The sequence below is a fragment of the Chitinivorax tropicus genome (assembly GCF_014202905.1).
In the GTDB taxonomy this organism is placed as follows: Bacteria; Pseudomonadota; Gammaproteobacteria; order Burkholderiales; family SCOH01; genus Chitinivorax; species Chitinivorax tropicus.
Window position 1 is genome coordinate 67479 of record NZ_JACHHY010000014.1, and the last position, 22160, is coordinate 89638.

Below are 22160 nucleotides of genomic sequence, written 5' to 3' on the forward strand. Positions count from 1 at the left end.
TATACAGCTACTTACACGTCCGCCTCAAACAGGAAATCATTGCAGGCAAACATCTGAAAAGCATCGGTTTGCATAGGTGGTGGTGCTGGCCGATCCATTATCGGGCTTGAGAAAAGCCTGGCCTGAGAGGCAGATTGTGGATAATGTGAGGTTTCCGCTTGTTCCCATCACAATGTCGCATTGTTTCAACAAAACCCAGCCCCTTGGCCTTGTAGCCTGATTTATGAAAATCGACCTGATCCGCACCGAACTCTCCGCATTACCGATCATCCGTAACCTGTATCAATTCTATGCCTATGATTCATCAGACTGGGAAGGGTCTGATGTCGAAGAAAATGGCCAGTTTTATCTCGATGGTGACTATCTGCGCCGCTATTGGGATGAGCCGGGCTGGAGCGCCAATCTGATCAAGGTGAATGATGAAATTGCCGGTTTCTTGTTGATTGAGCATGATTCACTGCCCGATCTGCCATTTCCGGAGTTTGCCGACCTGTTCCTGCTGAAGCGCTTTCGACGCATGGGAATCGGCCAGCAGATTGTCGAGGGCGTGATGCTGGCCACTGCACACCCCTGGATTGTGATGAGTTATGAGGCAGATGAGACATCGCAAGCGTTCTGGCAAAGCATATTCGAGCGCCTGCCTTTTCACTCCGTGCGCACCTATCTCGACCCGATTCAGCCAGATCTGCGGATCTTTATCATCAACGAGCCCCAATGAGGCATGGCTGGCATTGAAACAGCCCTGACACATCGCCAGGGCTGGTCAAATCAACCGTTTTTCTTTGTGCTATCCGGCGCTGGCTGAGGCGCTTCCTCACTGGTCGGGTAGCCAGGGAAGCCAAATCCGCTGAACAGATTTCGCGCACGATCCTGCAATTGCTGTTGCATATCGACAAACATATTGGTGGACTGCTCAAGATATGTGGTCAACATACCTTGCATGGCCGGTGCCTGGAACTTCAGGAAATCGCTCCAGACATTGTTGTTGAGCATCGGGTTGTCGCCATAGACGGCCTTCGTCTGCTCCTGTAGTCGCTCCTGCATCTGGGTGAAGATCTGCAGGTTCTTTTCCAGATAATTCCCCATCAACCCCTGCATGGCGTGCCCATAGAAGCGGATGATCTGTGTCAGTACATCGTAGGTGAACATCGGCACACCGCCGGATTCCTCCTCCAAGATGATCTGTAGCAAGACACTGCGGGTGATGTCATCGTGGGTTTTGGCATCGACGATCTGGATCTTGATGTTTTCAAGAACCAATTTCTTTACATCCTCAAGGGTGATGTAACAGCTGGTGGCCGTGTCGTACAGACGTCGATTTGGATATTTCTTGATCACCCTTTTCTCTTCGCTCATTACCTTCTCCATCATCTTGTCGTTGTGTTGGCGGCGCACGCCAGAAAGTCAAAAGAGCAAATGCCGGACACCATCTGTGATATGGGCTCGATACCGTCCGATCAAGTCTATTGTATCAGCTCATCTGCATCGCACCAGAGGCGCCGCGTGGTGTTTGATGCGTTGCAACAAATTCATTTGACAGCAGAAAAACCGACTAGTACTATGACTCTAAATTTGTGCAAGGCACAAAATATAACAAAAGGGCACGTCGCTGACGATAAAGTTTTGGTGCCGGACGATATCAGCCCAACCGACCAGCATGAACAGAGTAGTTCCGTATTGGACGTTTTTGTTTATGAACCCGAATATTGTCGAAGGAGTTGAACATGTTTAAGACCCCAGATCACTTCAGTGAATTTGCCAGCGGCCAGATTGAAACTTTCCTGCGGTTGGCTCAACTTTCCCTGGAAAGCAATGAGCGTATCAGCAAGCTCAATCTGGACACCACCAAGCAATCCCTTGAGCAGTTTGCCAGCAATGCCAAGTCTTTGACATCTGTCAAAGACCTGCAAGAGGCCGTCACGCTGCGCAACAAGCTGATTGAAGCCGCATCTGAGCAGGTGCTGAGCTATAACCGCAGTGTATATGAAATCAATTCACAGGCCCTGAGCGAGCTGTCCAAGCTGATGGAAGAGCGCCTGACAGCCTTCAACAAGGACCTGGTTTCGGCCATCGACAAGACAGCCAAGTCTGCCCCTGCTGGCGCAGATGTTGCAGTCGCAGCATTGAAATCAACCGTAGCAGCGACTGCCGCTGCTGTGGACAGCATGACCAAAGCCGCCAAGCAAGTGGCCGATTTTGCGGATGCATCGGTCAAAGCAGCGACGACTGCAACAGTCGATGCGGTCAAGACCGCAACCAAAAAGGCTTCAGCTGCCTGATTCGGCAGGGCTGTCGTTTCAACAAAACACCCGGCCTCGCGCCGGGTATTTTGTTTTGGCCTTATTGGCAGTATTGGCAATAGGGTAGTGGGCCTGACTCTCCTAGAATGTGCGGTATTGACGATCACATCATAGAGACACATCATGCCAACACGCGACTGGGTCACCCGCGCCATCGCTTATATTGAAGCTGATTTCCACCGCTCCGCCGATACTCACCTGATCCCGGTCCGTTTGCCAGGTTTTCCTGGCATCGACTTCTACCTCAAGGATGAATCCAGCCACCCGACTGGCTCTTTGAAGCATCGCCTGGCCCGCTCACTCTTCTTATACGCTTTATGTAACGGTCGCCTGAATGAAAAGAGTACGGTCATCGAGGCATCGAGTGGCTCCACCGCTGTTTCAGAAGCCTATTTCGCAAGGCTATTGGGCCTGCCATTCATTGCGGTCATGCCAGCTACCACCTCTCCTGAAAAAATCGCAGCTATCGAATTTTATGGTGGCCGCTGCCATCTGGTGGATGATCCGACCCGGATCTATGCAGAATCGGATCGATTGGCGCTGGAAACAGGTGGCCACTTCATGGATCAATTCACCTATGCAGAGCGGGCTACCGACTGGCGCTCGAACAACAATATAGCCGAGTCGATTTTTCACCAAATGCAGCGCGAGCCACATCCAGTCCCAGCCTGGATCGTCACCAGCCCCGGCACGGGTGGGACTACAGCGACCATTGGTCGTTATGTACGTTACCAGCGCCACGCCACCCGCATACTGTGTGTCGATCCACAGCATTCAGTGTTCTTCGATTATTATGAAAGCCGCAATCCTGATGTCACATTGGATTGTGGCTCTGGCATTGAAGGGATTGGGCGGCCACGGGTCGAGGCCTCATTCATTCCCGATGTCATTGATGAGATGTTGAAGGTGCCAGATGCATTGTCACTGGCGGCGATGCATTACTTGGCTGCCTTGCTTGGCAGGCGGGTGGGCGGGTCAACCGGGACCAACCTGATTGGTGCACTGCATATTGCCCATCGTATGAAGCAAAGAGGCGAGGCGGGGTCGATCATCGGCATCCTGTGCGATGGCGGTGAGCGTTACGCCCACAGCTACTACAACGACAACTGGCTGGCCGCCCGAGGGCTCAATCTGTCACCCTTGATCGACCAGATCAAAGCCTGTGCGGAGCAAGGGCATGCATTGCCGACGCTGGCGGTTGCGAGCCGGTAACAAAATACCCCGGGATTTGAAGAGAATGTTTCGTTAATGAGACTGAGCCAACTCGCCGGTTTGAGCGCTGATAATAGATAGACTGGATCGGGGCCTCGATGGCTGTATGGTTGGCACCTCCAATTCTCTGAGGATACACCCTGAGTCAACAATCAACAGAGAGATCACCGCCAGCTTGGTATCAGAGATCCATGCACCGTGGTGGTGCGCGCGCGGTGGCTGAGGTTGAGACGAAATGGCGTTTGAGAAAGTAATCAAAAATAGAGCACCAATCAATCAGCTTGATCTGGTAGTCTGGGTAGCATCTTTTTCTGAATCCTAATTTGTTGTTTTTTTTAATTTCTTTCCTGATAAATTACACCATACTCTCTAATATGTTGATTTGATTTTCTAGAATTGACAGGGTTGGAACGTTGACATGATGAAAAGCACTATGCAAAAATTCTCTTTGCAAATCATTCCTGCAATTTTCTAAATCTGTAAATGCTCTCCTGCTATGAGGATAGATTGAATGAGAGGCTTAAGTCTCACGGATCTGGAGGTTGTGGGTTGGGTATCGGATGATACAGTCCATGCTACCGTTGTCGGTGTGGGCTTTGGACTGCTGGTATGGTGCTCATCGCTCTGGTATGGCACCCTTGCATAGGTTGCGAATCTATTCGAATTGGTTATTGAGAAATTAATACAGGCTGGACCAATGGAAAAGGTGCTTCCTGGGTAATGTTTTGGAATCTGTTTTTCAGATGCGCTTGCTTGAAAAACAAATTATTGCTCGTGGATTTAATTTATTCCAATCCACATTTTTAAAATGAATTGACGATTAAGGTGGGATGATGAGTAGTAAGCTTAGAGAGTTTGCCATGTTGTTTTCAATTTCCGGTTTGGCTTCAGTGTTTTGTCACCAAGTTGGGTTGGTAGAGCGTGGTGATATAGTTTGGCTGCTTGCTACATATTTTATATGTGGCTTGATCCATCCTTTTGCACGACGAGCAGCCCGACGAGCAGCCCGACAAGCAACCCTCCGTCAGTTGGCCAGCACCCAGAGGCGGGATCAGGCCTGCGAATAGAGTGGGGCTAGATCAGCAATCTATATCCTCAGGTAGTTCATCATATAATCTGGTCAGCTATGGCTGACTCTGTTGCTCAAATCCACCGACACCATGGCTTGGTAAGATAACACCCTGACTGAGCCCTCCTCAAAACGAATTCGAACCATCAGTTGGAAAGCCCACCGCCAATCCCTTATTCAGCACCGCTCAATGTCCATCTGGGCGGGCATAAGCTTGTCATGGCTGTATTTATAGCGATGTATTGACTCAGTAAAAATATATAGTAACCCACTAAAATTACACGGATCATAATTTATATAGAAGACCATGATGGGTATGGTATTTGAAAAAAATAATTGATAGATAGGTTATCCGTGCGTGGTGGTTGTGGTGTAAATCCGTTTGGAGAAAGTGAAAATTCGCCCCGCTCAGGGTTTATGCAAGAGGGACTTGGTGTGGTGAGAATAGCATCAGTCAGGTTTTGATGAGAAATGGCTACAAATTGTCAGATTTGAATTGAAGGGAATGTGTCGGTGATGAAGTATGTGTATGGTTTGCTATACCTTTTGATAGTTTTTGTTTCTGGAGAGATTACCCAGCAGATTGGTGTGTACTTCAATTCGAAATACGATCTTTTTCTGATGGGGGTGGTAATTTCGGCCAGCACTGTCAGTGCTTTATGGAAAAGAAGAAACAGAAACCTGATGCCAGCGTCACAAAAAAGCCTCTCAGATTGAGAGGCTTTTTTGTTGTGAAGGGTGGTGAGATCAGCGACGTTCAATCGCCAGTGCCACGCCCATGCCACCGCCGATGCACAGTGTTGCCAGACCTTTCTTGGCGTCACGGCGGATCATTTCGTGAATCAAGGTCACCAGAACACGGTTGCCAGATGCGCCTATCGGGTGGCCCAGTGCAATGGCGCCACCGTTGACATTGACACGGCTCATGTCCCACTTCAGCTCTTTTGATACGCCCAATGCTTGGGCAGCGAAGGCTTCGTTGGCTTCGATGAGGTCGATTTGGTCAAGGCTCCAGCCTGCGCGTGCCAGGGTGCGCTGGGTGGCGGGGACTGGCCCCATGCCCATGATGGAAGGCTCGACGCCTGCGGAAGCGTAGGCTTTGACATAGGCCAATGGCTTGAGGCCTAGCTCGGCGGCTTTCTTGGCGGACATCATGATTACAGCAGATGCGCCATCATTGATGCCTGATGCATTGCCTGCTGTGACGGTGCCTTCTTTGTTGAAAGCGGGTTTGAGCTTGGTTAGGCCCTCCATGGTGCTGCCGATTTTGATGTATTCGTCTTGATTGAATACGATCGGATCGCCTTTGCGCTGTGGAATCTCAATACCGATGATTTCATCTGCGAATTTGCCCGCTTTTTGCGCTGCCTCGGCTTTCTGCTGCGAGCCCAGGGCAAATTCGTCCTGCTCGGTGCGTGAGATGCCGTATTTGCTGGCGATGTTCTCAGCGGTGACGCCCATGTGGTATTGGTTGTATACGTCGGTCAGGCCGTCGTAGACCATGCTGTCCACCAGTGTGCCATTGCCCATGCGGATGCCGTTGCGGCTGTTGTTCAGCAGGTGCGGCGAGGCGGACATGTTCTCTTGACCGCCAGCGATGATGATATCGCTGTCACCCTGTGCAATGGCCTGGGCTGCAAGGTGGGTGGTCTTCAGGCCTGAGCCGCATACCTGGTTGATGGTGAGCCCTGGGATGTGAACCGGCAGCCCGGCTTTGATCAAGGCTTGACGGGCAGGGTTTTGGCCCAGTCCGGCTGTCAGCACATTGCCCATGATGACTTCGCAGACTTGATCGGGCGTGATGCCAGTTTTGTCGAGCAACGCCTTGATAACTTTTGCGCCCAGGTCGGGTGCGCTGATGCCCGCCAACGCACCACCAAACGAGCCAATCGCTGTACGGCCCGCTGCAACAATCACGACTTCATTCATGTCAGTCTCTCCAGATTGAGGTGACGTGCCCGCCAGAGGGCGGACACGCTTGGTTTTTGATAGGCAGGATGATACCGTGCCTCAAACTTTGACAGCACGTTCCTTCACATATCGACCAGGTGCTGGCTCGATGGGTTTGTACTGACGGTTGCCCAATGTCTTGGGTGAGGCCACCAATTTGCCGGACTGGGGGGCCAGCCATGCATCCCAATCGGCCCACCAGCTTCCTGGGCGAGACTCGGCACCTTCCAGCCAGGCATCGGCTGATTGATTCAGGTTGTCGTTGACCCAGTAGTTCCGCTTGCCCAGCTTGACTGGGTTGATCGACCCTGCGATATGACCAGACGCACCTAGCACATAGCGTACTGGCCCACCTAGCAGGGCATTGGTCAGATAGGCGGTTTTCCACGGCGCAATGTGATCTTCGCGAGCGGCGAAGTTGTAGACGGGGAGGGTCACCTGCTTCATGTCGATCTTGACGCCGCATAGCTCTGTCGTGCCGGGGGTTGCCAAGGCATTGTCGAGATACATGGTTCGCAAGAAGAAGGTGTGCATCGGCAATGGTAAGTTGGCCGAGTCATTGTTCCAATACAACAGATCAAAAGGCGGGGGCGTTTTGCCTTTCAGATAGTTATTGACGACGTAGTTCCAGACCAGATCGTTGGCGCGGAGAGATGAGAAGGTTCTGGCGATCTCCTTGCCACTGATTACGCCACCGTCAGCCAAGCGAGTCTCTCGGCTCCGAACCAATGCTTGGTCGATGAAATTGCTGATTTCACCTGGGTCGGTGTGATCGACCATCACAGTCATCAAGGTGGCAGACTCATACCAGTCGTGCCCACGTGCCTTTGCGATCGGTAGCGCAGTGGACAGCAACACGCCACCGATGCAGAAGCCCAGGACATTGATCTTTTCTGCCTTGCCGATTGACTGCACCACCTGCGTGGCCTGGAAAATACCTTTTTCCAGATAGTCTTCCCATGTCAGGTGTCCTTCGGCTGGGGTGATATTCTTCCAAGAGATCAGGAAGGTGTTGTACCCCTGTTCCACCATATAGCGGACAAACGAATTGTCAGGCTGTAGATCCATCAGGTAATACTTGTTGACGCACGGCGGGATGACGAGCAACGGGCGCTCATAGACCTTTGCCTGCGTCGGTGTGTATTGGATCAGCTGCAGCAGTTCGTTTTCGAACACCACTTCGCCCGGTGTGACGGCCAGATTTCTGCCCACCTCGAAGAGCGACTCATCCGTCATCGAGATGTGGCCCTTCTGGATGTCCTCGGCCAAGTTCTTCAGTCCATCCGCCAAGCTCTGGCCCTTGGTTTCAACTGCCAGCTTTAATACCTCTGGATTGGTTAGCGGAAAATTGGTCGGGCTCATGGCATCAATGTACTGCTTGGTGAAGAACAGTGCCTTGTCCTTCGCTTCCTCGTCCAACTCAGCGCCTTGCACCAGTTCGGTCAACCACTGGCCGGTCAGCAGATAATATTGTTTGATGTAATCGAAGAGTGGGTACTGTTCCCACTCGGGGGCATTGAAGCGTCGATCCTGATTGGCAGGCCTGATGATCGTCCGGCGTTCTTCGCCGCGATGGGCACCTAGCATGCCCATCCATAGATCCATCTGCTTCTGGTAAAACTCGCCTTGCTTTTCAACCAGATGCGAGGTGTTTTGCATCAGCCCTTGGATCAGATTGGGCATCAATTGCTCAGTTGATTCAGGCTGGGTTGCAGCAAGCGGTTTGAGGAGCTGCTCAAACCACTGCTTATTGGTTTCGGTAATGGTCTCGAACAGTTTGTCGAGCACCGCACCTTGATTTTCGACTGCCACGCGACGTCCCCTTCCAGATGATTGCTGCATTGCAACTTCAAACCTGCTGTATCCAGCCTGGGGTCATGGCAGTAGAAACCAATACCTGCACCGACACGACGCCAGCTGGTGGACCGCTACCTGTTGAATAGGTCAGATGACGATCTGACCGTATCCTGACATGGCAGTTTTACAAGAATCTTTTCGCACCTGCAACATCAGATTTCTACTGACAGGGGAAATCCGCACCCTACGACGTTCGGTTGGGTCTGAGGTGGAATGATCCGTTTTCGATAGGGTGATGATATCCAGATATATTCAAATTTTTCCTTATCGCGCCAGTGCTTGAGAATATGGAAAACTCATATGTCATATCATTGATTTATGTATTTGCTTGGTGTCAGTTGTATTGATGTTTTGAAATAATGCTTAACGAATATTTGAAATAAGAGATGTTGAATGCAATCGTTACCAAAACATTTCAAATTGATTATTCTAAACCTGCAAAAAAGACACTATGATCGTCCTTCTGAGCGTGTTGAGGGTGTGGCTCAATGTGCTCTCGATCCGATTGATCCATGCTGTCCATTGGCTGGCTCAATCTGGGGTATGACGGACAAGGCTTGATAAGACATATAAAAAATGTGTTGTATTTCAAGTGGCTACATTGATTGTCGCTGGGGTGCAATACCAAATGATGAGGAAAAAATATGCAACGTCGTGGATTCATGACCTCCCTGGCAGCAGGTGGCGCATTGGCATTGTTAGGGAAGGAAGCGGCAGCTGGGCAATACAAGCACCCAGGAAAAGCCACTCCGGATGCGGGCAAGTGGGCGCCCAATGCACTTCGTCGGGTCAATGAGATCATTGCAGAATTTGGCAGAGGTGGCAGGCGCCACCGTGCCAGCAAGCGACCCTATGTCGTGTTCGACTGGGACAACACCTCCATCATGCACGACACTGAAGAGGCGTTGCTGATGTATCAGATCAACAACCTCGCATTCAAGCTGACGCCCGACGAATTTGCAACAATCGTCAAGCAAGGGGTGCCACCAGGCCCATTTGCCGCTGATTATAAAAATGCCGATGGCCAAGTGGTCACATTGGAAGCCATCACCAGCGACCTGGTCGATGATTACAAAGAAATTCACCAACAGTATAAAGGCATGGCCGGACAGCAGAGCCTGGAAGCGGTGCAGGCCAGCGATGTATTCGTGGATTTCCGCGCCAAGCTCTACTTTCTGTACGAGGCCATCAACGATACCCATGGCCCGAATATTGGCTACCCCTGGGTGATTTATTTCTTTGCCAATCTGTCGGTGAAGGAAGTTTCTGCCATGGCAGAGGCCTCGAACGACCTTGGCCTGGGCGATGGTATTCGTAAGGTCAAGTACGTCAGCCCCAGCTCGCGTGCTGGGCAAGCTGGCGTCATCAGCACCGCCCACAGCCACGGCTTGCGCCTGACACCGGAGATCTCCAACCTGATGCATGTTTTGGAAGCCAATGACATTGACGTCTATGTCAGCACTGCATCATTGGAGGATGTCGTCCGGGTGTTTGCGACCCTTCCTAAATATGGCTATGCGCTGAAACCAGAACAGGTGTTGGGCTTACGTCTGGAAACCACTGCTGACGGGGTATTCAAAAACGCCTACAAAGCTGGTTGGCCACTGAACTGGGGGCCGGGCAAATCAGAAGTCATCAAGCGGGAGCTGGTTGCAAAAAAAGGTTATGGCCCGCTGATGGTCTTGGGCGACAGCGATGGTGACTATGACATGTTGCGCGATTTCCCCGATACGCAGCTGAGCGTGATCGTCAACCGCCTCAAGAAGGGCAAAATCGGTACCCTCTGCGCGCAGGCTGCTGAAACACTGGGCAGGCCTGGTGCACGCTTTGTGCTGCAAGGGCGAGATGAGCGTACTGGGCAGTGGATTCCAGAGGAGATGACGCTGAAGCTCGGTAAAACCGAGAAAAAACTACTTGCCTGATCAGGCTACCCCATAGCGATCATTGCGAGGTTCTGTTGACATCATTTCATGGCCTGTGCCGAATCGAGTTGGCGGCAATCCACCGGCAGCTCACCGGCATTGCCCGTCACTCAGCACGCGCCGAGGGGCCATGGCAACAGAACCTACGCTTTATGTCGTATGGTTTGGTTTTGCGGCATGAGCATCTCTCTCGGCTTCTTTTTGCAATGCAATAAGCATTGCGGCGTCTCCTGGATGTCGATATTCCTGCGCTCAAATACATTTTTCCATGCCAACATGCTAGTGTTTTGGCAGAATACGGCATTCCATACCTTTGAAATTCGGGTATAGCCGAATTGGCTTGGTCGTGTATAAAAATTCATCATATGAAGACGACAAGGGAATCGGCGTCCAACCATATCTGTCATTCTGAATGGTTGTGACATCGCAAAAGATGGCGCCAATATCGACTCAATGTTGGCGAAGGTGCCTCCAACAATTGCAGAAGTAGGGAGATGATTTCATGAAGTTATACCAAAAGACGTTGGCAACACTGATTGCGGGCTTGATGGCCAGTGGCTTGGCACAAGCAGAAGAGCTGACACTGGGATTGATCGCGCCCACAACCGTTCAGGAAACGACAGATAACTGGAAGCCCCTGGCGGTGGAGCTGGAAAAAGCACTTGGGATGAAGGTCAATCTGGTCGCCTCCACCAATTACAGCGATATTGTGCAGGGCATGAAGGACAACAAGATCCAGATCGCCTGGCTATCCAGCAAGGTAGCCATCGATGCTGTCAGCGTCGGTAATGCAACTGTCTTTGCACAAGTGGTCAAGGCTGACGGCTCGCTTGGCTATCGTTCGCTGATCATTACCCAGCAGAACAGCCCGATCAAGTCGCTGGAGGATCTGCTCGCCAACGGGAAAAAATATGCTTTTGGACATGGCGACCCCAAGTCCACCTCTGGTTATCTGATCCCCAGCTATTACGTGTTCTCACGTAACAACATCGATGCCAGCAAGCACTTCAAATCCATTGTCTACCAGAATCACCAAAAGAACTTCCTGGCCGTGGCCGAGGGCAAGCTCGATGCTTCGACCAACAACACCGAGGACATGGATACGTTCAAAACCGAGTTTGCGGACAAGTACAAAAACATCCGTATCCTGTGGGAATCTGATTTGATCCCCAATGATCCCATGCTTTTTCGAAATGATCTGCAATCCTCAACCAAAGCCAAAATCAAGCAATTCTTCTTCAGCTATGGCAAAGGTGGTGCAGAACAGCGCAAGGTACTGTTGAACATCCGTGACCTATCGGGTTTCAAATCATCCTCCAACTCACAACTGATGCGCATTGCAGACCTGCAGATGTTCCAGGAACATCAAAAGCTGATGCTAGACGAAAGTGTTCCGGCTACCGAAAAGACCGCCCGCTACGAAGAAATTTCGAAGAAATTCGGGCGGATCACCCGGATGTTGGAAGTCAAGGAAAAGAACTGATCTCAATACGCCGCGCAATCTAGCGCGGCTTTTTATCCATGCGCTATATCCTGATAATCGGCTGGCTCTATGTCGCCCTCATGTTTTCCATCGCCAGCAACAGCTGGGTGGATGGACTCCTCAAATTTCTCTTTCTGGGGGTCTTTATCACCGCTGTTTTGTTGTGGCTCGCCAACAGTTGGGCACGTCAAAAAAAGCGGGAGATGAAAGAAAATATCAATATGGATGAATAGGTTATTCCGTATTGATTGATGCGCGGCCAAGGGGCGATAAAAATAATTCTCATCGCATGGATGGGCGCATTTTTACATTCTGAAACACTTATGCTAGTCTGCTTGACAGCAGGGATCGAGAGCGAATCAACAGCAGTACCCGAAGTAGGTATTGCGGGCTGGCCAATGCACCCGCTGTATGCAGGGTGTAATGACATAATGAAGAACATATAGCCCACACTCACCTATCAAGTTACTGAGGTTGCTGACAAATCAATAATATTTATATCGCTGCATGCATGTGTAGAACGATATAGAACGGCGCGCACTCGGTCTCTCTCAAAAATTGCCGCAAGGCTGATCAGACACAGAATTCAGAGAGAGTGTGAGTATGCGACTGAAGCCCATCACCATGGCGCTCGCAACGGCAGGCGTTGTGAGCATCCTATCCCCAGTACATGCTGAAGAGCAGCCCAAAAAGACTGAGCGAATCGAAGTCACGGGTAGTCACATCAAGCGTATTTCCGCAGAAAGTGCTACCCCAATTCAAGTAGTCAAACGTGAGGAAATCGCCAAGACAGGCGCTACCAACGTCAAAGAGCTGCTTGATACCTTGTCCATGTCTACCAGTTCTAGCGATATGGCGGATATCGGTCGAAGTAATTCGTTCGCAACGGGTTCGTCTTCTGTTTCCTTCCGCAATATGGGCCAGCAATCGACATTGGTCTTGTTGAATTTCCGCCGCGTTGCGCCATATGCGCTGGCTGACTATGCGGATGTATTCACTAACCTGGATGCATTGCCTTTGGATGCCATTGAACGGGTGGAAGTCCTGAAGAGTGGCGCATCAGCCATTTATGGCTCTGACGCGGTGGCGGGCGTGATCAACATCATCACCCGTAAGGACTATCGCGGCCTTCAGATCAAAGCCGACCATAGTTGGTCGCATACCAGTGGCACCTTCAAATCCAACAATGCGAGCATTACTGGTGGCATGGGTGACTTGGCGGCAGATCGTTATAACGTTCTAGTCAACGCTGATTTCTACAAGCGCGATCCCGTGATGTGGAATGATGTGATGAAATATTCCAATAGAGAAGTGACCAAGAAATTCAGGAATTTTGGCTCGCCTTCATCCTATTCGTATCCTGGTAACGTTAATCTCAAAGCCCTGCCGGGGTGTGCAGAAAAGAATTCCGGCGGGCTGTGTATCTACAACCGCTATGAGCGCTTCCAGGCCGTGCCGGAATCTAAGCGTGCGAATTTCTTCGCGGCTGGTAAGCTGCAGCTGACTGACTCCTTGTTGAGCTTTACCGAACTGACCTACTCCAAAATCAAGACGGAGTATCTTAATGCATTCCAGGCTTACGGCCCAGCACTTCCACCTACTGACTGGGGTGATCCTGTCACCAGCAAGCCCAAGACATTTACCTATCGCGGGCTGCCTGTAGGGCATCCTCTCAATTCAACTAACAAGGAAGTTGGTTTCCACTATCGCTTTAAAGATGGCCCTGCGAATAGCAAGGTTGACAGTGATTCCTACCGCTTGGTGACTGGCCTCAAAGGTTCCTTCGGAGAGCAGGACTGGGAAACGGCGGTTGGTATCATGGGGGCGAAAACCGTCAATCGCGAGTACGGTAGTTTCAGCGAAAGTGGGTTCAAGAAAGTCATTGGTGACTATACACAGACAGTCCTGCCTGCAGATTTTTTCAACAAGCCCAATGGCTACCGAATGGCCCAGGAAAACTCCGCTGAAGTGTTAAGCGTGTTGTTCCCTGAGTATGGCTATAAGGGGGAAAACAAGCAAAGCTTCATCGATGGTAAGATTTCCGGGCCGATCGCAGAGCTCCCCACGGGTACGCTTGGTTACGCTGCGGGTTTCGATCTGCGTAAGGAAACCTTCACCATCACGCCGACAGAAAATACCAAAAATGGTGACGTTGTCGGTTTAGGGCAAACTGAAACCAATGCTTCACGCTCGCTTGGCGCGGTATTTGGTGAGCTGAGCATTCCGGTGATGAAAAATCTGGAGGCTCAGGTAGCGGGTCGTTTGGATAAAGCCAAAGGGTTCGATGCGCATTTCTCGCCGAAGGTCGGCTTCCGTTTTGAGCCCAGCAAGTCCATGCTGTTCCGAGGTACGTTTGAAACGGGCTTCAGAGCACCTAATCTGACTGAAAGCGCTCCATCAACCAAGATTGCATTTAACAACGGCCAGAGCGATCCGAAGCGTTGTCCGCAAGCGGAAAGGCTGTCGGAAGATTTGCAGGCACAAGCGAGTGCCTTGCCGACAAATGATCCTCGGATAGCATTTCTGCAGGCTCGTGCTGACACCGTCCGCCAAAATGAATGCTCGGCGGGTGTGGTCAGTATCGTGAAGAACAACCCTAATCTGAAGCCGGAAATCAGCAAGAGCTTCTCGCTGGGCATGGTTCTGGAGCCGATTGCGGGTATCAGCACTTCGGTTGATTACTGGAATATCCAGCGCAAGGATGAAATTGGTCTCCGCACGATAGCTGACTTGCTTGCCAATGAGGATACCTTAGAGCCTGGCATCATCAACCGGAATTCGTTGGCAAACGAAACCAATTTCACCCCGGCAGAGCTGGCTCAATATGGTGTAACAGTTGGTTCGCTGGCGAGCAGAAACCAAGCGTTTGAAAACCGAAACAAGACCAAGACCGATGGTATTGATTTCAACCTGAGAGGTAGTTTCTCCGCAGGGGCCGCCGGGAAAATCCAGCTGGATTGGAACACCACCTATCTCCATTCTTACTATGAGTGGAGCGCCAATAAGGGTGGATATGGTGACAACCTGTCTGGTCGCTATGGTTATTCGAAGTACAGCAGCGATCTGACCACTTCACTGGTTTCCAAAGGTGCCACCAATGGCTTGCGCTTCAATTTCAATAGTGGCACAACGCTCAAACGTGATTACAACGATACGCAATATACCGACGAAGCATGCGCTACACGTGGTTGGAATACCAGCGAATGCCGGATTGCCAGCTATATGACTGTGGATTACTTCCTTAACTACAGCGCCATCAAGAATCTGACCATCAACTTCAACGTCAGGAATGTGTTCAACCGCAAGCCGGAGCCTAACTTGCGCTGGATGGATGAAAAAGGTGGCATCATTCCGCAGGATATCAATGACGCCAGAGGCCGTATGTTGAAACTGGGTTTTGAATACAAGTTCCTGTAATTGGTCTGTTCTCCCATCCTTCGGGATGGGAACAAAAAACGGTACGCATATCAGCGTACCGTTTTTTTTTAAGCTATTTTCAGGCCAACCACACCAGACTGGCCATCCGACCTGTCTGGCCGTTTCGTCGATATGAGAAGAATCGGTCACGCTCCACTACGGTACAAAAATCACCACCGTAGACATGCTGAACCCCCAGACGATTGAGCCTGATCTTGGCGAGCTGATAGATGTCGGCCAGGTATTTGTCATCTGGGATGGCTGCAAAGGCCACAGCGGCATTGGGGTCGCTCTGGACAAAGGCTGCCTGAACTTCTGACCCCACCTCGAATGCATCAGGGCCGATGGCAGGACCGAGCCACGCCATCAGTGTTTCAGGATGTGCCTGCATCGCTGTGACGGTGGCTTCGATGACGCCATTGAGCAAGCCGCGCCAGCCCGCGTGTGCCGCGCCGACCACGGTACCGGCTTGGTCGCAGAGTAAGACTGGCAGGCAATCCGCCGTCATGACCACGCATACACTTCCTGCCTGTCTGGCCACGCTTGCATCAGCCGTGGGGGGCTGTGTGTGTTCCATATCGGCATGGGCCACGGTGGTGCCATGTACTTGCTGTAACCAACAAGGGTCACTTGGTAGTAGGGTGCGCAGCCGGAGCCGATTTTCCAGGACGGTATTGGGCAGGTCACCCACATGATCGCCTAGATTCATGCTCTGAAAAGGTGGGTTGCTTACCCCGCCGTGGCGGGTGGTTACCAGTGCTTTGACACGATCTGGTGCGGGCCAGTCTGGGATCAGGCAATCAGCCTTGGTAAATGGTTTCGACATCGTAATCGTCTTCATCCCAATCATCTTCAAACTCGCCGGCGATATCCTCCCGCAGGAAGTCGATCAATGCCTGTATATCAACCGGTACGGGCGAACGCCAGAGCATAGGTTTATTGGTTTCGGGGTGGATCAGCCCAAGCTTTCGTGCGTGCAGGGCTTGGCGGCCCAGGTGTTGGCAGGCTTCATAGATTTCAGGGGTCGAGCCGTGAGGGCGGGTGCCATAGATCGGATCAGCCGCCAGCGAATGCCCAATATGGGCCATATGCACACGGATCTGATGGGTACGGCCTGTTTCCAGGCGGCATTTCACCAAGCTATGCGCACGGTACCGCTCCAGTACGAAGTAGTGAGTAATGGCAGCTTTGCCCATACTGGTGACCGCCATCCGCGTACGGTCCTTGTTGTGGCGGCCAATGGGGGCATCCACTGTACCATCCTGCTTGATCAAGCCTTGCGCAACGGCAATGTACTCCCGCTTGACCGAGCGGCCTTGCAGTTGTTGCACAAGATTGAGCTGAGCCTGAATGGTCTTCGCGACCACCATCAGGCCGCTGGTCTCTTTGTCGAGACGATGCACAATACCTGCCCTCGGCACGGTCTTGAGGGTTGGGTAATGGTACAGCAAGCCATTCAGCAGGGTGCCTTCCCAGTTACCACTGCCAGGGTGCACTACCAGCCCGGCTGGTTTGTCGATGATCAGCAGGGCATCATCTTCATACAAAATGTCCAGCGGTATGTCTTCTGCGACAAACGCCAGTTCTTCGGGTAGCATCTGCGGCGCCATGCTGACCTGTTCGCCACCCCAGACCTTGGTCTTGGCGTCAGCAGATTGGCCGTCGAGCAGAATATGACCGGCTTTCAGCCAGTTTTGCAGTCGGCTGCGTGAATATTGCGGGAACATCTGTGCCAAAGCCTTATCGAAGCGGCTGCCGGCACAGTCCTCCGGTACCGTTGCGCTGACAGTGTCCGCGTCATCGGTATCGTTTCGGTTATAATCGTCGGGATTAATTTGGGAAGTCATCATGAAGCGTATTGTAGCTGCAAGCCGTATCGCACTGTTGAGTTTGACTTTGATTGCCGGTTGCGGTCTGCTGCCGGAACAGCAGGACGAGACGGCCAAATGGGGGCCTGACAAGATTTACAGCGAAGCGAAGGAAGCGCTGGATGGCGGCAATACACAACGCGCCATCACACTGTTCGAAAAGCTGGAAGCGCGTTACCCCTATGGCCGCTATGCCCAACAGGCGCAACTGGAAATCGCCTACGCCCATTATAAGGAAGGCGAGCCTGCTCTGGCCATTGCCGCATGTGATCGATTCATCAAAATGCATCCAACACACCCGAATGTGGACTACGCCTTCTACCTGAAAGGTGTCGTGAATTTCCTGCAGGATGATGGCTTGCTTTCCCGCATCAACCGTCAAGATATGACCGAACGCGACCCCAAATCCACACGCGAATCGTTTGATGCCTTCAAAGAGCTGGTTCAGCGCTTCCCAAGCAGCAAATACGCACCAGATGCGGTGGAGCGTATGGATAAGCTGGTCAATGCCCTGGCGCAACATGAGATTCATGTGGCGCGCTACTATTTGAATCGTAATGCACCATTGGCTGCAGTCAACCGGGCCAGTGATGTGCTGAAGAGCTTTCCCCAGACATCAGCGGTAGAGGATGCACTGGCCATCATGATGCAAGGTTATGAGGCGCTGGGGCAAGCCAAATTGCGAGACGACACCCGCCGCGTGCTTGAGAAGAATTACCCACAAAGTAAGTACCTGAGTGGTGGGGACGAGAAAAAATCTTTCTGGAAAATCTTTTGACGCATGGTTGTTGGAAGCCGGGCAGTGGTGCTTGGTTTGAAAAAGCCAATGTCATGAAGGGTTGGGCTTGAATCGATCATGCTGCCTTCCTTGAAGGTGCATGCAGTGATGTAGGCCCTTCAATGAAAAGGTTTTGGTGTCATACGCTGGTCATCTGATTGTCATTTTTCACTGAATGTTCTTGACTTATCCACGGCATGATCTAGAACCTATCAGACCGTGGTCATGTGCCTGAAGTCGATATTTGAATTTGATTAACTCACTGATTTTAAATTGATTAACGGGTCACGCGCTATCGGTGCAGTTGAGGTTTTTTAAAATTCCTATTGGTCAGCAGCAAAGTGATCGCTGGCTATTCACAAAGTTATCCACATCTTTGTGATTTTCACGAATAACATACATGTTGCTGAAGTATCGCCTGAGTCCCATCAGACCAAAGGGAGGGATGAACCCATGGCCGCAGAGCCAAAGACAGGCAGCAAACCGTATTCCGATGCTTGCGAGCGTAATCAAGGGCCTATTCTTGAGGTGTTGCAACGATTTCTCATCCAGCAGAGCGCGGTGTTGGAGATTGGCAGTGGAACGGGGCAGCACGCAATCCACATGGCTCGACACCTGCCATGGTTGACCTGGCAAACCAGTGATCTGTTTGATAGGCATGCGGGAATCCATTGCTGGATAGCCGAGAGTGGATTGCACAATGTCAAACCACCGTTATTGCTGGATGTTACCCAGCCGTGGCCCGCACTGGATATCGATCACATGTATACAGCCAATACCTTCCACATCATGCCCTGGTCAGCGGTTTGCGCAACCCTGGCGGGCATGGGCCGCCTGCTTTCTGCCGGTGGATACGGTTTCATCTACGGCCCATTCAACTATCAGGGGCGTTTCACCGCTGCCAGCAATGCGGAATTCGATGCTTGGCTCAAGGCCGAACGAGGTGCGCATTGTGGTATCCGTGACGCTGAGGCGGTCATTGAGCAGGCCAGCGTGGCTGGTCTTTCATTGGTTGAGGACAATGCCATGCCCGCAAACAACCATATGTTGGTATTCAAGCGGCTTTCACCTTGAACAGCTTGTGGTTAATCGTTACACTTGATTGCTGATCCTGGGCGATCTGCTTTGTCCCAAATCCATTGATATATGAGGGGGCGTTTAACCGGTTTGCCGCAGCTGCATCAATATCACGTACCCACCGCCAGATTTGCCAAGACTGGCCCATGCCGATGCATATGGCGTGTGAAGGGTGTGCACCAGATGTCTGTGCCGTGCGCCTGGTAGCGCTTCCCCACAATAACGAATACAACGCTCAATGACTGCAACTGTCCGCCCAAGCCAAAATAGGGCTTCCAAACCAATGGGTTTTGAATTCAAAAGCGAGCCATTCAGCTTGATCGTACTGCGTATCAAACAAGCCGACTGGGCAGTCTTACGTGATGAGCTGGATGCCAAGCTGGCAAAAACGCCCGGTTTTTTCGACCATGATCCGGTCGTCACTGATCTTGCAGCCATCAGCGAACAGACAGATTCGATTGATTTCAATGCGCTCCGGCTGTTGCTGGCCAGACACGGGGCGTGCACCGTGGCTGTGCGCAATGGCTCCATCACCCAGCAGGAAGCCGCACTCAAGGCTGGATTCGGCATATTGAGAAGCGGGCAGATCAGCGGTGAAGCCAAGGAAAGTGGCACCAACCCGCCCGAGCAGGTAGCTGCCGTCACCGCTGCGGTAGAGCCCGACCCACCGGCCCCGGCAGGCCATCGCATCATCAATAAACCAATTCGAACCGGGCAGCAATCCTATGCTCGCCAAGGTGATTTGATTGCAATGGATATGGTCAGTGCCGGCGGCGAGGTTTTGGCCGATGGCAATATCCATGTCTATGGGCCGTTACGAGGGCGTGCGCTGGCAGGGATCAAAGGCGACCGGACCGCACGCATCTTCACCCGCAGCCTGGAGGCCGAGCTGGTCTCGATTGCGGGCATCTATCGTACATTTGAACACGATTGGGCAAAGGAATATCACGGCAAGCCCGTCCAGATTTTTCTCGACGGCGACAAACTGATGATCTCGCCGTTATGAACCATTTTAAATTTTAAGCTTTGATTCAACTATTTAAGGAATGAACGTGGCCAAGATTGTTGTTGTCACTTCTGGCAAAGGCGGCGTCGGCAAAACTACTTCGAGTGCAAGCCTATCCTCTGGGCTCGCCTTGCAAGGTAAGAAGACAGCCGTCATCGATTTCGATGTTGGCCTGCGCAACCTGGATCTGATCATGGGCTGCGAGCGTCGTGTGGTATACGACCTGATCAACGTCATCAACAAAGAAGCGACCTTGAATCAAGCGCTGATCAAGGATAAACATTGTGACAATCTGTATGTTCTGCCGGCTTCGCAGACGCGTGACAAGGATGCATTGACGCGCGAAGGGGTGGAGGAGGTGTTGAACAACCTGATCAAAGACGGTTTTGAATACATCATCTGTGACTCGCCGGCAGGGATCGAAACAGGTGCTTTGATGGCACTGTATTTTGCAGATGAAGCGTTTATTGTGACCAACCCCGAGGTCAGCTCGGTGCGTGACTCTGACCGCATTCTTGGCATTCTGGATGCCAAGAGCCGCCGGGCGGAGAAGGGTGAGGCGCCGGTCAAGACCCATCTGTTGGTGACGCGCTACTCGCCCAAACGGGTTACCGAGGGCGAAATGTTATCGGTGGAGGATGTACAGGAGATTCTGCGGATACCCCTGATCGGTGTGATTCCGGAATCCGAGATTGTGTTGCAGGCATCCAATTCCGGTACCCCCGCCATCCATATGAATGGATCAGACGTGGCGGAGGCTTACAAAGACGTGGTGGCCCGTTTTCTGGGCGATGACCGTCCGATGCGGTTTGTGGATTACCAGAAGCCCGGCTTCCTCAAGCGCCTGTTCGGAGGGTGACTATGTCGTTTCTCAGTTATCTGTTGGGCCGCAAGCAGCCGTCTGCGCAAGTCGCCAAGGAACGGTTGCAGATCATCCTGGCTCACGAGCGCAGTGGCCGCACCGGTGCTGCTCCAGACTACCTGCCAGCCCTGAAGGAAGAGCTGATCGCGGTGATTTCCAAGTACATCAGCGTGGATAAGGATGACATCAAGGTGTCTCTTGAGAAGCAGGACAACTATGAAGTGTTGGAGCTGAATATCCTGCTGCCGGAAAACCGCCGCTAAGCCAGCCACTGTGCTACCCATCAAAGCCCCTGGCCTGTCCAGGGGCTTTTTTGTCAACCGCGCCGTCATCTGCCAAAGCGTGACCGGTAGAGAGCCAATAAATTTTTGCATCTTGGACTTGAATAGTTCAGATTTGCTGTCTATACCAATCTTTGTGGCTGCCGACCGTGTCGTGTCCGGTGATATTTATCAGCAGACAAACCTCTGATTTGCTTGGTTTGTTTTCTACCAGACAGCTGCATTCCCTTGATGACATCTACTTGACTTATCCACTGTTTGGTGAATTGTTGCCATCTGGCGTAACAAGCACGAAGCGGGCCAGTTCGTGTATTTTAAAATATTGATTTAAATAAGAATTTTATGATTCACGTATGATGGGCATAAAGCGCTTGACAAGTGCAACGGGGCTTACTCGGCCTGCATCTGCCAAGCTGTTCACAAAGTTATCCACAGCTTTCCTATGAAATTCACAGCATGCATGGTGGGGTTGCAACAACGTGGTGAAGATCGCAACATATTACTCATTCCGTATATAAAACATTGATTTTAAATGTTTTTCCTTGTTGGCGGGCCGTGATTGATCTATATCTAAACTACCCTTCCTGTTACCGGAGTCGCTCCCATGTCGCTTGCGCCTTCCTTGCAACAATACCTGAATCAGCACCGGGTCAATTTCAAGATCATTGAGCACCCGCGTGCCTGTACGGCGCGTGCTGCCGCGTGCATGGCGAGTGTCGAGCCACGGCGGCTGGCAAAGTGTGTGCTGCTATCAGATGGTGACCGGTATCTGGTCGCGGTGTTGCCCGCCGATCGGAAGGTAGCTATCAAACAGCTGTCAGAGCATTTGCAGCACGCTTACCGCATGGCGACTGAAGACGAAGTTGCCTACCTGTTCTACGACTGTGAGCCTGGCGCCATTCCGCCGTTTGGTCAGGCCTATGGCTTGCCCACCGTGGTGGACCCCAGCCTGCTGGAGGAGCCAGATGTCTATTTCGAATCTGGAGACCATTCTTCCTTGGTGCAGGTGGCGGGTGATCAATTCGCTCATCTGCTCGGCCCCGTGCCCCGCGCTGAGATCAGCATCAACCGTTATTGA

General features: G+C 51.7%; 18 protein-coding genes. 13 read left to right on the forward strand and 5 right to left on the reverse strand.

The window, feature by feature from the left end; genetic code table 11:
* Positions 1–223 precede the first annotated feature (223 nt).
* Positions 224–718, forward strand: a complete 495-nt coding sequence (locus HNQ59_RS11945; RefSeq protein WP_184039519.1) for a GNAT family N-acetyltransferase — start codon at positions 224–226, stop codon at positions 716–718.
* Positions 719–768: 50 nt separating this feature from the next.
* Here HNQ59_RS11945 and phaR read toward each other — a convergent pair whose 3' ends face one another.
* Entirely contained in the window at positions 769–1356 is a 588-nt protein-coding gene (gene phaR / locus HNQ59_RS11950) for a polyhydroxyalkanoate synthesis repressor PhaR (RefSeq protein ID WP_184039522.1), read from the reverse strand.
* A 368-nt stretch (positions 1357–1724) separates the two neighbouring features.
* Here phaR and HNQ59_RS11955 point away from each other — a divergent pair, with 368 nt between their 5' ends.
* Entirely contained in the window at positions 1725–2279 is a 555-nt protein-coding gene (locus tag HNQ59_RS11955; protein ID WP_184039525.1) for a phasin family protein, read from the forward strand.
* A gap of 144 nt (positions 2280–2423) precedes the next feature.
* Entirely contained in the window at positions 2424–3512 is a 1089-nt protein-coding gene (locus HNQ59_RS11960) for a PLP-dependent cysteine synthase family protein (RefSeq protein WP_184039528.1), read from the forward strand.
* A 1816-nt stretch (positions 3513–5328) separates the two neighbouring features.
* Here HNQ59_RS11960 and HNQ59_RS11965 read toward each other — a convergent pair.
* Together HNQ59_RS11965 and HNQ59_RS11970 are read right to left on the reverse strand one after the other, a co-directional pair.
* A complete protein-coding gene (locus HNQ59_RS11965; RefSeq protein ID WP_184039531.1) occupies positions 5329–6510 on the reverse strand; it encodes an acetyl-CoA C-acetyltransferase in 1182 nt (393 codons plus the stop codon).
* An 81-nt stretch (positions 6511–6591) separates the two neighbouring features.
* The gene (locus tag HNQ59_RS11970; protein ID WP_343074252.1) at positions 6592–8343 is read right to left on the reverse strand and encodes a PHA/PHB synthase family protein; all 1752 of its coding nucleotides are present in this window, start codon (positions 8341–8343) and stop codon (positions 6592–6594) included.
* Between the two features lie 689 nt (positions 8344–9032).
* On the opposite strand from HNQ59_RS11970, the gene HNQ59_RS11975 reads away from it, so the two are divergent.
* From HNQ59_RS11975 to HNQ59_RS11990, 4 genes are all read left to right on the forward strand, one after another.
* Positions 9033–10310, forward strand: a complete 1278-nt coding sequence (locus HNQ59_RS11975) for an HAD family hydrolase (protein WP_184039537.1) — start codon at positions 9033–9035, stop codon at positions 10308–10310.
* 502 nt (positions 10311–10812) lie between these two features.
* The gene (gene phnD, locus HNQ59_RS11980; protein ID WP_184039540.1) at positions 10813–11793 is read left to right on the forward strand and encodes a phosphate/phosphite/phosphonate ABC transporter substrate-binding protein; all 981 of its coding nucleotides are present in this window, start codon (positions 10813–10815) and stop codon (positions 11791–11793) included.
* Between the two features lie 38 nt (positions 11794–11831).
* On the forward strand, positions 11832–12026 hold the full coding sequence (locus tag HNQ59_RS11985) for a hypothetical protein (protein WP_184039543.1): 195 nt from the start codon (positions 11832–11834) through the stop codon (positions 12024–12026).
* A gap of 370 nt (positions 12027–12396) precedes the next feature.
* Positions 12397–15210, forward strand: coding sequence for a TonB-dependent receptor domain-containing protein (locus HNQ59_RS11990; RefSeq protein WP_184039546.1), 2814 nt, complete (start codon positions 12397–12399; stop codon positions 15208–15210).
* A gap of 79 nt (positions 15211–15289) precedes the next feature.
* Here HNQ59_RS11990 and pgeF read toward each other — a convergent pair whose 3' ends face one another.
* Both pgeF and rluD read right to left on the reverse strand, forming a co-directional pair.
* A complete protein-coding gene (pgeF, locus tag HNQ59_RS11995; protein WP_184039549.1) occupies positions 15290–16036 on the reverse strand; it encodes a peptidoglycan editing factor PgeF in 747 nt (248 codons plus the stop codon).
* Entirely contained in the window at positions 16011–17060 is a 1050-nt protein-coding gene (gene rluD, locus HNQ59_RS12000) for a 23S rRNA pseudouridine(1911/1915/1917) synthase RluD (RefSeq protein ID WP_184039552.1), read from the reverse strand. The genes pgeF and rluD overlap by 26 nt, the downstream gene beginning before the upstream one ends.
* Between rluD and HNQ59_RS12005 the strand changes: the two genes are divergently transcribed.
* The 6 genes from HNQ59_RS12005 (at position 17059) to HNQ59_RS12030 (ending at position 22160) form a co-directional block, all read left to right on the forward strand.
* The gene (locus HNQ59_RS12005) at positions 17059–17856 is read left to right on the forward strand and encodes an outer membrane protein assembly factor BamD (RefSeq protein ID WP_184039555.1); all 798 of its coding nucleotides are present in this window, start codon (positions 17059–17061) and stop codon (positions 17854–17856) included. The two genes, rluD and HNQ59_RS12005, sit on opposite strands and share 2 nt — an antisense overlap.
* 453 nt (positions 17857–18309) lie before the next feature.
* Positions 18310–18930, forward strand: coding sequence for a DUF938 domain-containing protein (locus HNQ59_RS12010; RefSeq protein ID WP_184039557.1), 621 nt, complete (start codon positions 18310–18312; stop codon positions 18928–18930).
* 286 nt (positions 18931–19216) lie between these two features.
* Positions 19217–19939 carry a septum site-determining protein MinC gene (gene minC, locus HNQ59_RS12015; RefSeq protein WP_184039560.1) on the forward strand — a complete coding sequence of 241 codons (723 nt, stop codon included), beginning with the start codon at positions 19217–19219 and terminating at the stop codon, positions 19937–19939.
* A 46-nt stretch (positions 19940–19985) separates the two neighbouring features.
* Positions 19986–20798, forward strand: a complete 813-nt coding sequence (gene minD, locus HNQ59_RS12020; RefSeq protein WP_184039563.1) for a septum site-determining protein MinD — start codon at positions 19986–19988, stop codon at positions 20796–20798.
* A gap of 2 nt (positions 20799–20800) precedes the next feature.
* Positions 20801–21064: a cell division topological specificity factor MinE gene (gene minE, locus HNQ59_RS12025; RefSeq protein ID WP_184039566.1), complete on the forward strand. Its 264-nt coding sequence runs from the start codon at positions 20801–20803 to the stop codon at positions 21062–21064.
* Positions 21065–21686: 622 nt separating this feature from the next.
* Entirely contained in the window at positions 21687–22160 is a 474-nt protein-coding gene (locus HNQ59_RS12030) for an aminoacyl-tRNA deacylase (protein ID WP_184039570.1), read from the forward strand.

Bases quoted from the DNA above. Each gene is read 5' to 3' on its own strand.
- HNQ59_RS11965 (WP_184039531.1), bottom strand. From the start codon at position 6,510: ATGAATGAAGTCGTGATTGTTGCAGCGGGCCGTACAGCGATTGGCTCG.
- HNQ59_RS11945 (WP_184039519.1), top strand. From the start codon at position 224: ATGAAAATCGACCTGATCCGCACCGAACTCTCCGCATTACCGATCATC.
- pgeF (WP_184039549.1), bottom strand. From the start codon at position 16,036: ATGTCGAAACCATTTACCAAGGCTGATTGCCTGATCCCAGACTGGCCC.
- rluD (WP_184039552.1), bottom strand. From the start codon at position 17,060: ATGATGACTTCCCAAATTAATCCCGACGATTATAACCGAAACGATACC.
- HNQ59_RS11975 (WP_184039537.1), top strand. From the start codon at position 9,033: ATGCAACGTCGTGGATTCATGACCTCCCTGGCAGCAGGTGGCGCATTG.
- HNQ59_RS11990 (WP_184039546.1), top strand. From the start codon at position 12,397: ATGCGACTGAAGCCCATCACCATGGCGCTCGCAACGGCAGGCGTTGTG.
- HNQ59_RS11960 (WP_184039528.1), top strand. From the start codon at position 2,424: ATGCCAACACGCGACTGGGTCACCCGCGCCATCGCTTATATTGAAGCT.
- HNQ59_RS12010 (WP_184039557.1), top strand. From the start codon at position 18,310: ATGGCCGCAGAGCCAAAGACAGGCAGCAAACCGTATTCCGATGCTTGC.
- HNQ59_RS11985 (WP_184039543.1), top strand. From the start codon at position 11,832: ATGCGCTATATCCTGATAATCGGCTGGCTCTATGTCGCCCTCATGTTT.
- minC (WP_184039560.1), top strand. From the start codon at position 19,217: ATGGGTTTTGAATTCAAAAGCGAGCCATTCAGCTTGATCGTACTGCGT.
- HNQ59_RS12005 (WP_184039555.1), top strand. From the start codon at position 17,059: ATGAAGCGTATTGTAGCTGCAAGCCGTATCGCACTGTTGAGTTTGACT.
- HNQ59_RS11955 (WP_184039525.1), top strand. From the start codon at position 1,725: ATGTTTAAGACCCCAGATCACTTCAGTGAATTTGCCAGCGGCCAGATT.
- HNQ59_RS12030 (WP_184039570.1), top strand. From the start codon at position 21,687: ATGTCGCTTGCGCCTTCCTTGCAACAATACCTGAATCAGCACCGGGTC.
- phaR (WP_184039522.1), bottom strand. From the start codon at position 1,356: ATGAGCGAAGAGAAAAGGGTGATCAAGAAATATCCAAATCGACGTCTG.
- phnD (WP_184039540.1), top strand. From the start codon at position 10,813: ATGAAGTTATACCAAAAGACGTTGGCAACACTGATTGCGGGCTTGATG.
- minE (WP_184039566.1), top strand. From the start codon at position 20,801: ATGTCGTTTCTCAGTTATCTGTTGGGCCGCAAGCAGCCGTCTGCGCAA.